The sequence below is a fragment of the Bradyrhizobium lablabi genome, from assembly GCF_018129385.1.
GTDB lineage: Bacteria > Pseudomonadota > Alphaproteobacteria > Rhizobiales > Xanthobacteraceae > Bradyrhizobium > Bradyrhizobium lablabi_C.
The window spans coordinates 236850-248797 of the sequence record NZ_JAFCLN010000002.1; the positions used below are offsets into that span (position 1 = coordinate 236850).

An 11948-nucleotide genomic window follows, 5' to 3' on the forward strand; every position below is an offset into this window, starting at 1 on the left:
AGCCAGCCAGCGTTGCAATTGGGACCGCGGCCGCTATAGTCCGCGCGAATTTGGCCCGAACCGGCCCCGGCGCGTCCCGCGCTTGCCGGTTCTTTTCCGTCTTACCCCGAGGATTGTCCGAATGCTGATTACCCCTGCGTTTGCCCAGGCCGCAGCCGGTGGCGATGCCAACAGCATGCTCATGTCGCTGCTGCCGTTCGCGCTGATCTTCGTGATCATGTATTTCCTGATTCTGCGCCCGCAGCAGAAGAAGGTGAAGGACCACCAGGAACTGGTGAAGAACATCCGCCGCGGCGATACCGTGGTGACCTCGGGCGGTCTCGTCGGCAAGGTGACCAAGGTGGTCGACGACGACCAGATCGAGTTCGAAATCTCCGACGGCGTGCGCGTGCGCCAGATGCGGCAGATGATTTCCGGCGTGCGCGCCAAGGGCGAGCCGGCCAAGGAGAAGGCCGAAGCCAAGGACGATGCGACCGCGAAGTGATTGCGCGCCGCATTCTCTCCTGATCTGACAGGTCATATCCGATGTTGTATTTCTCGCGGTGGAAGGCGCTGGCGACCGTCCTTACGGCGCTGATCGTCTGCCTGTTCGCCGTTCCGAACTTCTTTCCGGAATCCACGGTCAAGACCTGGCCGAGATGGGCGCAGCGCCATCTGGTGCTTGGCCTCGATCTGCAAGGCGGCTCCTATCTTCTGCTGGAAGTCGACGGCAACTCTGTAAAGAGGGATCGGCTCAATGCCATTCGGGACGACGTGCGGAAGGTTTTGCGCGATGCCCGGATCGTCAATTCCGGTGCCGTAGTCCGCGGCGACGCCGTTGAAGTTCGCATCACCAAGGATACCGACGTTCCCGCTGCGCTCTCCAAGCTGCGCGATCTCGCGCAGCCCCTTGGGGGCCTGATGGGAGGGAGCGGGCAGCGCGACCTCGAAGTGTCGGACGCAGGCGGCGGCTTGATCCGCCTCACCGTTCCGCAGCCGGCGATTCTCGATCGCATGCGCAAGACCATAGAGCAGTCGATCCAGATCGTCGAACGCCGCGTCAATGAACTCGGCACCGTCGAGCCTCTGATTCAGCGTCAGGGCACCGACCGCATCCTGGTGCAGGTGCCGGGCCTTCAGGATCCGACCCGCCTGAAGGAATTGCTTGGCAAGACCGCCAAGATGGAATTCCGCATGGTCGACCTTACCGTGTCGCCCGAGCAGGCGGCCGGCGGCCGCGTTCCGGCCGATTCGGAATTGCTGCCCAGCGCCGAAAACCCCGGCCAGAACTACGTCATCAAGAAGCAGGTGCTGGTATCCGGTGGCGACCTGACCGACGCGCAGCCCGGGTTTGATCAGCGCAGCGGCCAGCCGATCGTCTCCTTCAAGTTCAATACGACGGGCGCGCGCAAGTTCGCGCAGGCGACCACCGAGCATGTGAAAGAGCCGTTCGCGATCGTACTCGACAACCAGGTGATCTCCGCGCCGGTAATCCAGGAGCCGATTACGGGTGGCCAAGGACAGATTTCCGGCAACTTTACCGTCCAGCAAGCCAACGACCTCGCGATCTTGCTGCGCGCCGGCGCGCTGCCGGCGCCGCTCACGGTGGTTGAAGAGCGCACCGTCGGCCCGGGCCTCGGCGCGGACTCGATCGAAAAGGGCGAGCTCGCCGCGTATGTCGGCTCGATCCTGGTCATCATCTTCATGCTGGTCACCTACCGCCTGTTCGGCGTGTTCGCCAATATCGCGGTCGCGATCAACGTCGCCATGATCTTCGGCATCCTGTCGCTGCTCAACGCCACGCTGACACTGCCCGGTATCGCCGGCATCGTGCTCACCGTCGGCATCGCCGTCGATTCCAACGTGCTGATCTACGAGCGTATCCGCGAGGAGCTCCGAGCCGGTCGCACGCCGATCTCGGCCATCGATGCTGGGTTCAGGCGTGCGCTGGCGACAATTCTCGACTCCAACATCACCACCTTCATCGCCGCAGCGGTGCTGTTCTATATCGGTACCGGACCGGTTCGCGGTTTTGCCGTGACGCTCGGCATCGGCATCATCACCACTGTCTTCACCGCCTTCACTGTAACCCGCCTGATCGTGGCGTGGTGGGTGCAGTGGAAGCGGCCGAAGACTGTGCCGATCTGAGTTTGCGGAGCCGGCTGTGACCACCCAATTCGTTCTGATCTCTCTGGCCGTTCTGATTGCCGTGTTGACCGTTGTCAGCGTGCTCGATCTGTTGCCGCCGCTGCGTATCGTACCCGACGACACGCATTTCGACTTCACCCAGTTCCGCCGCATCTCGTTTCCAATCTCGGCGGCGCTGTCGATCGCCGCAATCATCCTGTTCTTCACCCACCCTTTGAATTTCGGCATCGACTTCAAGGGCGGCACCTTGATGGAGGTACGAGCCAAATCCGGTACCGCCGACATCGCGCAGATGCGCACCACGCTCGGCAGTCTCGGGCTTGGTGAAGTGCAATTACAGCAATTCGGCGAAGGTCAGGCCGACGTGTTGCTGCGCGTCGCGGAGCAGCCCGGCGGGGACAAGGAGCAGCAGGTTGCTGTCGACAAGATCCGCGCCGCGCTTGGCGATTCCGTCGAGTATCGCCGCGTCGAGGTGGTGGGACCGCGCGTTTCCGGCGAGCTTCTCGCCTACGGCATGCTCGGGCTGATGCTGGCGATCGTCGGCATCCTGATCTATCTCTGGTTCCGCTTCGAGTGGCAGTTCGCGCTCGGCGCCATGATCGCCAACGTGCACGACATCGTGCTGACCATCGGCTTCATGTCGATCTCGCAGGTCGATTTCGACCTGACCAGTATCGCGGCGCTGCTGACGATTCTCGGTTACTCGCTCAACGACACCGTCGTCATCTACGACCGCATCCGCGAAATGCTGCGGCGCTACAAGAAGATGCCGATGCCGCAGCTCCTGAACGAGTCCATCAACTCGACGCTGTCGCGCTCGATCATCACCCACGTCACGGTGACGCTGGCGTTGCTTGCGCTGCTCCTGTTCGGCGGTCACGCCATCCACAGCTTCACGGCCGTGATGATGTTCGGCGTGGTGCTGGTCGGCACCTATACGTCGATCTTCATCGCCGCGCCGATCCTGATCTATCTCGGTGTCGGTGAACACCGGGCCGACGCCGAGGACAAGCCGGAGAAGATGGAAAAGCCGAACAAGCCGGAAAAACTGGCAGCCAAGAAGTAAAAATCCATGACCGCGCCCTCGGACCTGCATTTCCCGAGGTCGGCCCCGATCGATGCCTACGGTAAGGGCGGGTTCGCCTTTGCCGACATGTCGCATCGTGGCTCGCTGCTCTGCCTGCCGGATGCGATCTGGGCCTGGCCGGTGATGAGGCCGCAGGAGATCGACCGCTACTCCCTGACAAAGGTCTTTGAGGCCGCCAACAGCATCGATACCTTGATCGTCGGTACCGGCACGGAAGTCTGGGTGCCGCCGCGCGAATTGCGGGAGGCACTGCGCGCCGTGAAGGTGGTGCTCGACGCCATGCAGACGGGGCCTGCGATCCGCACCTACAACATCATGCTGGGAGAGCGGCGGCGCGTTGCGGCCGCGCTGATCGCGGTGCCATGAGCGAAGTGCAGTCGCCCGAAGAGGCCGCCGCCTTCTGCGCCGATCTGGTGCGCACGCACGATTTCCCGCGCTACGCTTCGACCCTGTTCCTGCCGAGTGTGCACCGCCGCCCGCTGCTGGCGCTCTACGCCTTCAATGTGGAGATATCGCGCGTGCGTGAGGTGGTCACCCAGCCGCTGCCGGGCGAAATCCGCCTGCGCTGGTGGAGCGATCTGCTGCTCGGGGAGGACCACGGCGGCATTGAGGGCAGCCCGGTGGCCGCCGAGCTGTTATGGGCGGTCCGGACCTGGCGGCTGCCGATCGACCGGCTGGTGCGGCTGGTCGAGGAGCATGAATTCGACCTCTACAACGATCCGATGCCGTCGCTGTCGGCGCTGGAAGGCTACGCCAATGACACCGCATCGGCGCTGTTCGCCTGCGGCACGCGTTTCCTGCTGCGGCCATCGGCGGAGATCGACCATGTTGCGCGCCATGCCGGCCTTGCCTACGGCCTGACGCAGGTCATTTCGGCGCTGCCGATCGACACTGCCCGGCGCCAGCTATTCGTCCCGTTGCAACTGCTGGAGCAGAACGGCAGCGGCCAGCACGAGGTTTTTGCCGGCAAGCAGACGCCCGGAATGCGGGTCGCCATCGATCAGTTGATAGATGAGGCAAAAAAGCATCTCGACACGGCGTTGCGGTTGCTGGCGGAGGTGCCCGCAGACGTCCGCCCGGCCTTCCTGCCGCTGGCGCTGGCGCGCCGCGACCTGAAGCGGATGTCGCGGGCCGACTACGATCCCTTCGTGCCGCGGCGGACACCGCGCCTTCGATTACTCTGGACGCTGTGGCGAGCCTCCCGCTCCCCGGAGTTTAGGGGCGGGGACTAGCAACAGCGCGCCATGCTCTCGATTGTATTCAACCTGCCGCCCGGAACTGCACTTCGCCGTTGTTCAGGAAACAGGTCTTCGTAAAGAGCGTCAGATCGAGCGGGTTCGGCGATCTGACGTCTTCCAGATCCGGGAGCGGCTTCGTCGACGGATCGTACGACCGATCGATTTGGGAGATGAAGACGAAGATCAATCCCTTTGCCCGTGCGAACGACTGGAGCGTTCGAACCTGACGCATCAGTGCCGGGTTCTCGCGCTTCTGATCGAGCAATTGCAGATAGTCGATGACCACCAGCGTGCCGCGGGGCGCGGTGGCCAACTTGCCGACGATGTAACCCGCGCTGATGTTGTCCGAGTTGTCGAATTCGAACAGGCTATGGAAATTCGCCGGCTCCACGCCGATCGCGCGGAAACAATTCAGCATGTCCCATTTTGTGTACTCAAGGGTGAAAAACACAGCCCTGTTGCCGGACTTCATCGCTTGCACGGCAAGCTCAAGGCTCATCAAGGTCTTGCCGTGACCGGGACGTGCGCCTACCAGCACAAGATCGCCGCGAGACAGCCGCGCAAACAGTTTGCCGGCCGGCGTTTCGGATGAAGCGCGGGCTACCAGCAAGCTCCAGCCGGCAAAACCCTCCTGTGCGGCAATTCGATCAAGCGCTTCGTGCAGGGGAATGCGTGCTTCGCGGGATAGAAGCCGGGCCTTCCGTCTCAATTGATAAACAGGCGCAGACAGTCGCATCGTGAGAACCTCCCATTGCGAGCAGTTGTCGCAACCCCTCCTTATGCTTGATGCTCGAACAGTCGGTTCGATGATCGATGGTGGCCCGGCATGAATGATGCTTTCCCATTGGAGGGGGGAGGCGCGGGCCGCGCCGGAATCAAATTATAGCCCGATCCCTTGCGGGGCGATACCGCCTGGCTTGGGCGCAATGGGGAAAGTCAACGCGCGGGCGAATTCAGGTCGGCCGATTCGAAGTTGAACCGGTCGCGCAGGTTCTTTCGCGATTCCAGAATGTCTCGCAGGAATGCGCGGTCTTCATCATTGCGCATCATCGGCTCGATCAGGTCGAGCTGGTTCATGGCCACGAGTTGCAGGATTTCCGTGCGCGGCTTGCCGGCGGCATCGCGCGGCAGCGCATGCACCACCTGGATATGTTCCGGCGGTTTTGCGCCCCTGGCGGCGGTGAGCTCGTCGCGCAACTGCTGTTCCAGCGAGGCCTGATCGGCCTCGACGAAGGCATAGAGCCCGACGCCGGTGCGGCGATCGGCAAAGGCGACGATGGCGGCATCGCGCACGGCAGGATTTTTGCGGATCAGTTCGGCCAGAACAGGCGCATCATTGACCAGCCGCTTGCCGCCGCCTTCACGGTCCCTGAAATTGAACAGACCCCGCGTGATCGCCTGATAGACCTTCTTGCCCGTCTTGAGCCAGACGCTGGCGACCAGCGACTTGCGCGCCAGGATCTTTCGCTCCTTCGCCGTCAGCGCTTCCGGCGCGTAGCTGCGCTTGTGCTTGAGCATGTGGCGCAAATCTTCATAGGCGGCGACACGGAACAGCCAGCTTCGCCGGGAGAAGCAGGCCGCAAGCTGAAAATCCGTGAGGTACGCACGGCCGTCGCGGCCGACCAGCCAGTTCTGCTCCTTGGCGAGATCGTTGTGGCAGATGCGCGCGCGGTGCAGCCGATGCAGCGCCTGTCTTGCGGATCGGAAATAGGCGGCATCGCCGTGCGGCTTTGCAAGATGCAACGCGACGCCATCGATGAAGCCGCGCACCAGGGCGCGCCGTCCGGCCCACAGCAATTTTGGACCGACATTGAGGTCGCGGGCACGCTCCAGCGCGCGCCGTTCGCGGGAGAACAGATGCAGCGCCAGCCCGTACGACCACCACGGCACCTCGTCGAGCCGGCGCAGCACGCCGTCGACCTCGCCGCCGTCGACGCGAAACCGGCCGCGCTCGACAATGGAAAACACGTCGCGCTTGAGCAGCACGCCGTCACGCCAGCGTGCCGCAAGCTCCGCGGCGTCATGCTTCGGCAGGCTCATCAGATGCTCACGCGGCCGCCGCGACACGCAGGTGATCGGCGATCCAGCGGTCAAGATCGGCGAGCGCGCGGGCGCTCATTGCCTGCTTCTTGGCGACCGTCTTTTCATTGCCGCGCAGCCGCGATCCGTCGGGCTTTTTGGTCGGCGGACTCGCGAGCGGCGGGAACAGGCCGAAATTGATGTTCATCGGCTGGAACGAGCGCGGGCCTGCATCGACAGTCTCGATATGGCCGCCCGTGATATGGCCGAGCAACGATCCCAGCGCGGTCGTGGCAGGCGGCGGCGCAAGTTCTTGCGCGCGCGCATTAGCCGCCGCGTATAGGCCCGTGATCAGGCCGATGCTGGCTGACTCGACATAGCCCTCGCAGCCGGTCATCTGGCCGGCGAAGCGCAGCCGCGGCTCGGCGCGCAGCCGCATTTGCCGGTCGAGTAGCTTTGGCGAATTCAGGAAGGTGTTGCGATGCAGGCCGCCGAGCCGCGCGAATTCGGCATTCTCGAGCCCGGGAATGGTGCGGAACACGCGCTGCTGCGCGCCATGCTTCAGCTTGGTCTGAAAGCCGACGATGTTGTAGAGCGTGCCGAGTTTGTTGTCCTGGCGCAGCTGCACGATCGCGTAAGGCTTGACCGTCGGATCATGCGGATTGGTCAGCCCGACCGGCTTCATCGGCCCGTGCCGCAGCGTCTCGCGGCCACGCTCGGCCATCACCTCGACCGGCAGGCAGCCGTCGAAGTAGGGCGTGTTGGTCTCCCAATCCTTGAAGTCGACCTTTTCGCCCGCAAGCAGCGCATCGACGAAGGCGTCGTACTGCTCCCTGGTCATCGGGCAATTGATGTAGTCGGCGCCGGTGCCGCCGGGCCCGACCTTGTCATAGCGCGACTGGAACCAGGCCACCGACATGTCGATGGAATCCTTGTGCACGATCGGCGCGATCGCGTCGAAGAAGGCGAGCGCATTTTCGCCTGAGAGTGCGCGGATGGCGTCGGCCAGCGGCGCCGAGGTGAGGGGCCCGGTAGCCACGATCACGTTGCGCCAGTCGGCCGGCGGCAGTCCGGCGATCTCCGTGCGGTCGATCGTGATCAGGGGATGATTTTCCAGTGCTTGGGTCACCGCCGCCGAAAAGCCGTCGCGATCGACCGCCAGTGCGCCGCCGGCCGGCACCTGATTTGCGTCGGCCGACCGCATGATCAGCGAACCGAGCTTCCGCATTTCGGCGTGCAGCAGCCCGACCGCGTTGTTGGCGGCATCATCGGAACGGAAGGAATTGGAGCAGACGAGTTCGGCGAGCCCCTCGGTGCGGTGCGCCTCGGTCATCCGGTGTGGCCGCATCTCGTGCAGCACCACGGGAATGCCGGCAGTAGCGACCTGCCAGGCGGCTTCCGAGCCGGCCAGGCCCGCGCCGACAATGTGCACGGGCTCAAGAAGTGATTTGGGGGTTGTCATGGCGCGCAGGGTTAGCGCGTTTTCGTTCACCTTGCACCTGCGCTGACGATATCCGGATACGACAACGCCCGCGCGAGGCGGGCGTTATCCGTTCATTCCGGCGGCTGAAAAAATTCAGTTCTTATAGTTTCCCGCCGCAACGTTCGGAATGTCCGAGCGATCGAGGCCAATATCGGCCAGTTCACGATCGCTGAGCTGGGACAGTTCGGCGAGATTGCGCTGATAGTCCCGGAACGATTGGATCAGGCGGATGAGCGAGAGCAACATGGTAGTCTCCTGGTAGTTACGATTCAGCTTTTGCGGGGCGCTGCATCGTTGAAATGAATATAGAACACCTTGCTGCAATGCAGTAGTTCCGATGTTGCGATGCAGCTAATCTGTCCATGCATGGCAGCGCTAAGGAACGCTTAACCTTTCGGCGCCGTTGCCCTCAGCGCGGGCAGGGAGCGGCGCGCCGCGGCAAAAAGCCCTGTACAATTACGGGGTTGCCGAATCGTCTGCGTCCCGATCTCCGACTCTTCAGATGGTTAAATGGAACCGAAAATCAAGGCTGGGGGGGGCGATGTGGGCCCTCACACCAGTCGGCAGCCGTTACTTTTATGCGTGATTCGCATGGGGATTTTTCACAATAAAATGAATTAGAAATCACTTTTAGGTAGGTGCAGGGTGATCCCCCGAGATGGACCGTTCGCCGGTGAAGCGGTCGCGGACATCAGCCTCCCAGTCCATTGCTTCCATTAGAGCGCGGCGGCATTCGCTTTTGGGTCGCGCAAATCGAAATACTCGCCTGCAAACGCCGCTGCGCGCGAGCCGTGTTCGTTACGGGCTTGTAATCAAAACGATACGTTTCGCATGAGGCATTGCACGGCGCGCCGATCACATTCGAATCGCGCGGAGTTCATTCTCAAAATTTCTGGAGATCAGGAATCTATTACCTCGCAGATTCCGGCAATGATGCCGGGCTGCGCAACAACAGAAAATGGAAAAATAACATGATCAATAAGTTGCTCGCGGCCACCGCGGTGGCTGTCATCGCCTACGCAACATATCCGGCCAATGCTGCAAAGGTGCAAGCGGGCTGTAGCGGAGGAAACCTTGAGAAGGCCGAATCGATGGTCGAGACCATGGCCTTTGGCGAAAGCAGGTGGGCAGCGCAGAGAGAGGTTGCGGCCGCGCAGGACGCGATGCTCAGCGGCAAAATGGGTGTCTGCGCAGCCCATCTCAGCAAGGCAATGCACGTCGGACCGGCGAAGTAAGTCCGGTCAAAGGGGCCGGTCGCCGCCGCGATCGGCCCTGACCAGGCGCCTCACGGCGCCCGCGCGAGTTGGGTCGCAAAGTAGCCGATTGTTCTGGCGTAGACCTCGCTCTTGTTCCACTCCTTGATCACGGCAAAATTGGCGCTGCCGGGCTCCCAGTCCTTGCCGCCCTGCCAGCCCTTGCTGGCCAGGAAGTTCGCGGTAGACGCGAGAACGTCGGGCACGCTGCGGAAGAGATCGCGCCGGCCGTTGCCGTCGAAATCGACGGCGAATTTCATGTAGCTCGACGGCATGAACTGGGTCTGGCCGATTTCGCCGGCCCACGCGCCGCGCATGTCCTGGGGCGCGATGTCACCGCGCTCGACGATGCGCAGCGCATCGATCAATTCGGCCTTGAACAGATCGGAGCGGCGACAGTCATAGGCCAGCGTCGCGAGCGAGCGCATGGTCGGGAATTTTCCGATGTTGACGCCAAAATCCGTCTCCAGTCCCCAGATCGCGACCAGCACCTCGCCGGGCACGCCGTAGGTCTGCTCGATGCGGCTGAGCACGGAGCCGTACTGCTTGAGCATGTTGGATCCGCGCGTCAGGCGCGGCGGCACCATGCGGCCGGAAAATTCCTCGAAGGATTGCGAAAACACCTTTTGCGATTGATCGCGCGTGAGCACCGCCTTGTCGAGCGTCACGCCGTTCAGGCCGGTGACAAGCACGGCCTGCGGAATGCCCTTTGCGGCGGCTTCCTTCTTGAAATCCTCGAGCCAGGATTCGAACGAGCCGGTGCCGCAGGCGGCCGCAAAGGCCGGCGCTGCCGATACTGCAAGCAGCGCGCTCAGCGCGAGGACTTTGAGTGAAGAGCCGGACTTCATCGAGATGGATGCTCCATGCCGAGACGCTGCCGATATTGGTGTCGCGACTTTAGCAAAATTGTTCGCGGCAACCGCGGCCAAAACATGGCTGGTTCCGTCACGATGCTTCACAAGGGCATTCAGAGTAAACAGTGCATATACGCCAACCGCCGGTCGATAACATCGACCGGCGGCTCGCGGGAGAATTCGATAGCTCGGGTCAACCGCCCTTGCGCCGCCAGGGGAACAAATTGGCGGGGAAATCAGCCGCCGGGCGCTTTTCGCGCGGCGGACGGGGCGGCAGCGGCTGCGGATTGAGTTCAGGCTCGATCACCTGGCGATAGAGATGCCAGGTGGCATGGCCGAGCAGGGGAATGACGATCGCGAGCCCAAGGAAGAACGGCAGCGATCCAGCAACCAGCAGCACCGTGACGATCAGACCCCACACCGCCATCGGCAGCGGGTTCTTCGCCACCGCGCGCAGCGATGTCACCATCGCTTCGCCTGCACTGGCGTGGCGGTCGAGCATGATCGGGAACGACACCACGCTGACGCACAGCGCGACCAGTGCGAACAGGAAGCCGACGCCACATCCCACGATGATCAGCCACCAGCCTTGCGACGTGGTCAGGATACGCGTTGCAAAGTCGGGAATGTTGGCCGCGATCTCGTAGCCGAATGCGGCCGTGTATACCGCCTGTGCTGTCATGATCCAGACCACGAACAGCGCAAGCAGCAGGGTGCCGAGCCCAAGCATCGCACCGAACGACGGCGACTGGAAAACATCCATCGCATCCCAAGCCGAGGCCGGCTGTCCGTTCTCGCGGCGTCGGCTCATCTCATAGAGGCCGAGGGCGGCGAACGGGCCGAGCAGGGCAAAGCCCGCGGCCAGCGGAAACAACAGCGGCAACACGGAATAGCCGTGCACGAGGCGCGCCAGCACGAGCCCGAGCACCGGATAGATCAGGCAGAGGATGATCGCATGGCTCGGAACAGCCTTGAAATCTTCCCAGCCGAGCTGCAACGCGCGATGCAGATCGGACAAGCCGATGGTCCGGATGACGGGCCCTGCCGCGCTGCCCGGCGCGGCTTCGGCATGTGTGACATTTCCTTGAAATGGCGTGGCCATGGTCGTCGTCTCCCTTGACGAAACGGCCATGCTGTTCTGCCCACGCGAAGGGCACTCGGCCGTTCCCGCGTAAACGATCACGATCAGACCAGGCGCAGACAGGAAACCGTAACTGGCCTTGTCGCGAACTGAACCACCAAGATACTCCGAAACGGAGAGTCTGTCCAAACAGCGACGACGTCACGCTTGAGTGAATGCGACATTGGCAAGTTCCTTCGTGCTGAGGTAGAATCGCTCGCGACCCCGGCCGGGTGCTGCCGGTAACAACAGAAAGCGCCGCCAACCTCCACGCCATCTTCAAGTCCATTGGGAGCGAACGATGAGTATTTTCGGAAAAATCATGAGCTCAATCTTCGGCAGCTCGGCCAGCGCGACCCCCGCCGGAGGTGCGGCCGCAGGCGGTGCTTCGGCTGGCGGCGGCGCTGCTGCCGCGCCCGCCGCGGCGAATGTCGACGTTGCTCCTATCCTTGACGCGGCGGTCGCCGCCAAAAAGGAGAAGCTGGACTGGAAGCACTCCATCGTTGACCTGATGAAGGCGCTCGACATCGATTCCAGCCTCTCCGCGCGCAAGGAGCTCGCCAAGGAGCTCGGCTATAGCGGCGACACCAACGATTCCGCGAGCATGAACATCTGGCTGCACAAGCAGGTGATGGCCAAGCTCGCCGCCAACGGCGGCAAGCTGCCGCCGGAGATCAAGCACTGAGCCGATCTTTTCAGATTCCGGAAAGGCCCGCGCGATCGCGGGCCTTTTTCGTATATGATGCAACGAGAACAACGAACAGGGA

13 protein-coding genes are annotated in these 11948 nt (G+C 62.7%); 7 read left to right on the forward strand and 6 right to left on the reverse strand.

Annotated features, from left to right (window positions below; all coding sequences use genetic code 11):
- The first annotated feature begins 121 nt into the window (after positions 1 to 121).
- The 5 genes from yajC to JQ628_RS04650 are packed head-to-tail and all read left to right on the forward strand — an operon-like array spanning position 122 to position 4446.
- On the forward strand, positions 122 to 484 hold the full coding sequence (yajC, locus tag JQ628_RS04630; protein ID WP_212219977.1) for a preprotein translocase subunit YajC: 363 nt from the start codon (positions 122 to 124) through the stop codon (positions 482 to 484).
- 41 nt (positions 485 to 525) lie between these two features.
- Entirely contained in the window at positions 526 to 2127 is a 1602-nt protein-coding gene (secD, locus tag JQ628_RS04635; protein WP_212219979.1) for a protein translocase subunit SecD, read from the forward strand.
- Positions 2128 to 2143: 16 nt separating this feature from the next.
- Entirely contained in the window at positions 2144 to 3193 is a 1050-nt protein-coding gene (gene secF, locus JQ628_RS04640) for a protein translocase subunit SecF (protein WP_212219981.1), read from the forward strand.
- 6 nt (positions 3194 to 3199) lie between these two features.
- Positions 3200 to 3580, forward strand: coding sequence for an Mth938-like domain-containing protein (locus tag JQ628_RS04645; RefSeq protein ID WP_212219983.1), 381 nt, complete (start codon positions 3200 to 3202; stop codon positions 3578 to 3580).
- Entirely contained in the window at positions 3577 to 4446 is an 870-nt protein-coding gene (locus JQ628_RS04650) for a phytoene/squalene synthase family protein (protein WP_212219985.1), read from the forward strand. Before JQ628_RS04645 ends, JQ628_RS04650 begins: the two co-directional genes overlap by 4 nt.
- A gap of 28 nt (positions 4447 to 4474) precedes the next feature.
- On the opposite strand, the gene JQ628_RS04655 is transcribed toward JQ628_RS04650, so the two are convergent.
- From JQ628_RS04655 to JQ628_RS04670, 4 genes are all read right to left on the reverse strand, one after another.
- The gene (locus tag JQ628_RS04655) at positions 4475 to 5188 is read right to left on the reverse strand and encodes a DNA helicase (RefSeq protein ID WP_212219987.1); all 714 of its coding nucleotides are present in this window, start codon (positions 5186 to 5188) and stop codon (positions 4475 to 4477) included.
- A 200-nt stretch (positions 5189 to 5388) separates the two neighbouring features.
- Positions 5389 to 6492, reverse strand: a complete 1104-nt coding sequence (locus JQ628_RS04660) for an AMP-binding enzyme (protein ID WP_212219989.1) — start codon at positions 6490 to 6492, stop codon at positions 5389 to 5391.
- 7 nt (positions 6493 to 6499) lie between these two features.
- Positions 6500 to 7933 (reverse strand): methylenetetrahydrofolate--tRNA-(uracil(54)-C(5))-methyltransferase (FADH(2)-oxidizing) TrmFO, encoded by a 1434-nt coding sequence (trmFO, locus tag JQ628_RS04665; RefSeq protein WP_212221100.1) that lies wholly within the window; start codon positions 7931 to 7933, stop codon positions 6500 to 6502.
- A gap of 114 nt (positions 7934 to 8047) precedes the next feature.
- Positions 8048 to 8200 carry a DUF1127 domain-containing protein gene (locus JQ628_RS04670; RefSeq protein ID WP_212219991.1) on the reverse strand — a complete coding sequence of 51 codons (153 nt, stop codon included), beginning with the start codon at positions 8198 to 8200 and terminating at the stop codon, positions 8048 to 8050.
- Between the two features lie 593 nt (positions 8201 to 8793).
- On the opposite strand from JQ628_RS04670, the gene JQ628_RS04675 reads away from it, so the two are divergent.
- Entirely contained in the window at positions 8794 to 9189 is a 396-nt protein-coding gene (locus tag JQ628_RS04675; RefSeq protein ID WP_249127484.1) for a hypothetical protein, read from the forward strand.
- Positions 9190 to 9239: 50 nt separating this feature from the next.
- On the opposite strand, the gene JQ628_RS04680 is transcribed toward JQ628_RS04675, so the two are convergent.
- Positions 9240 to 10055: a lytic murein transglycosylase gene (locus JQ628_RS04680; RefSeq protein ID WP_212219993.1), complete on the reverse strand. Its 816-nt coding sequence runs from the start codon at positions 10053 to 10055 to the stop codon at positions 9240 to 9242.
- A 199-nt stretch (positions 10056 to 10254) separates the two neighbouring features.
- Positions 10255 to 11163 (reverse strand): DUF2189 domain-containing protein, encoded by a 909-nt coding sequence (locus JQ628_RS04685; RefSeq protein WP_212219996.1) that lies wholly within the window; start codon positions 11161 to 11163, stop codon positions 10255 to 10257.
- A 319-nt stretch (positions 11164 to 11482) separates the two neighbouring features.
- Here JQ628_RS04685 and JQ628_RS04690 point away from each other — a divergent pair, with 319 nt between their 5' ends.
- Entirely contained in the window at positions 11483 to 11866 is a 384-nt protein-coding gene (locus JQ628_RS04690) for a DUF3597 domain-containing protein (protein ID WP_212219999.1), read from the forward strand.
- Positions 11867 to 11948 lie beyond the last annotated feature (82 nt).

Bases quoted from the DNA above. Each gene is read 5' to 3' on its own strand.
- yajC (WP_212219977.1), top strand. From the start codon at position 122: ATGCTGATTACCCCTGCGTTTGCCCAGGCCGCAGCCGGTGGCGATGCC.
- secD (WP_212219979.1), top strand. From the start codon at position 526: ATGTTGTATTTCTCGCGGTGGAAGGCGCTGGCGACCGTCCTTACGGCG.
- JQ628_RS04645 (WP_212219983.1), top strand. From the start codon at position 3,200: ATGACCGCGCCCTCGGACCTGCATTTCCCGAGGTCGGCCCCGATCGAT.
- JQ628_RS04650 (WP_212219985.1), top strand. From the start codon at position 3,577: ATGAGCGAAGTGCAGTCGCCCGAAGAGGCCGCCGCCTTCTGCGCCGAT.
- JQ628_RS04655 (WP_212219987.1), bottom strand. From the start codon at position 5,188: ATGCGACTGTCTGCGCCTGTTTATCAATTGAGACGGAAGGCCCGGCTT.
- JQ628_RS04660 (WP_212219989.1), bottom strand. From the start codon at position 6,492: ATGAGCCTGCCGAAGCATGACGCCGCGGAGCTTGCGGCACGCTGGCGT.
- trmFO (WP_212221100.1), bottom strand. From the start codon at position 7,933: ATGACAACCCCCAAATCACTTCTTGAGCCCGTGCACATTGTCGGCGCG.
- JQ628_RS04670 (WP_212219991.1), bottom strand. From the start codon at position 8,200: ATGTTGCTCTCGCTCATCCGCCTGATCCAATCGTTCCGGGACTATCAG.
- JQ628_RS04680 (WP_212219993.1), bottom strand. From the start codon at position 10,055: ATGAAGTCCGGCTCTTCACTCAAAGTCCTCGCGCTGAGCGCGCTGCTT.
- JQ628_RS04685 (WP_212219996.1), bottom strand. From the start codon at position 11,163: ATGGCCACGCCATTTCAAGGAAATGTCACACATGCCGAAGCCGCGCCG.
- JQ628_RS04690 (WP_212219999.1), top strand. From the start codon at position 11,483: ATGAGTATTTTCGGAAAAATCATGAGCTCAATCTTCGGCAGCTCGGCC.